The organism is Citrobacter sp. Cpo071, assembly GCF_030332765.1.
Classification (GTDB): domain Bacteria; phylum Pseudomonadota; class Gammaproteobacteria; order Enterobacterales; family Enterobacteriaceae; genus Citrobacter; species Citrobacter portucalensis.
In genome coordinates this window covers 1-814 of the sequence record NZ_JAOWHE010000007.1, presented here as the reverse complement: position 1 = coordinate 814, position 814 = coordinate 1, and the positions used below count along the sequence as shown (strand labels likewise).

The following is an 814-nucleotide window of genomic DNA, read 5'->3' as shown; positions in this document are numbered from 1 at the left end:
GTAAATCACGGAGGTGAGCTGTAACTGCTGCGCAGGGTCACGACGAACGGTGGCGCAGTCCTGCACCTGCATCAGGTCGCCAACGAGCTGGCCGACATTGCGCATATGCTCCAGACATTCGAGGTCACGGGCAGTAATGGTGGGGTGTCTCATGCGCGCACCTCCGCAACCGGCAGACGGCCAGCAAACGAGAGGACGTAATCGCGAACGAGAGAAAGGCGTGCGGCGTGCTCATCACCGGCAACGGTGCGAAGCATACAAATACGGGGGGTACGGTCTGCGCGACGAACAGCGGCAAACACAAAGACAAACTGCGGGTGTGATGGGGTGAGGGTCGTAGCCATAGCGGCAACCTCCATAGTTAGCTGATTACAGCTACCACCGAAGTTCTCACGCAATGGTGGTAGCCCAGACGGGGGTGAGAAACCGGCAACTATGGAAACCGGCCAGCCCGAAAGCTGCCCCGCCTGAGCCACCATTATTTTGACGGCGCAACAGACAAAGAACCGTTGCCCGATAAATGGGTGTGCAAAAGCATAGACACAAAAAAAGACGCATGGCGCGTCCGGTGTCGCCACAGTTAAACTCGGGTTCTCACGCCCGGCTGCCGATTTTGCGACAGCGGGAAAACTATACCTGGAAACGGCGAAAAGAAGCAAGCCAGAAAAAGGGGCTGTTTGCTGAACGATCATCATCATGAGTCATAGCCCCGGTTACGTTCGGCAATGCGATCTGCCATCCATGCGGTGATTTCAGACTGCGCCCACGCCACGTTTTTCCCACCGAGGGAGATTTGTTTCGGGAAAGCTTCCCG

Annotated in this window: 2 protein-coding genes; both read right to left on the bottom strand. The window is 56.8% G+C overall.

Features of this window, described 5'->3' with window-relative positions; all coding sequences use genetic code 11:
* Positions 1-149: 149 nt before the first annotated feature.
* On the bottom strand, positions 150-698 hold the full coding sequence (locus tag OGY09_RS00040; RefSeq protein ID WP_286589710.1) for a host cell division inhibitor Icd-like protein: 549 nt from the start codon (positions 696-698) through the stop codon (positions 150-152).
* Positions 695-814: helix-turn-helix transcriptional regulator (locus OGY09_RS00035; protein ID WP_286589712.1), on the bottom strand; the 120-nt coding region annotated here is incomplete at its 5' end. The genes OGY09_RS00035 and OGY09_RS00040, both read right to left, overlap by 4 nt.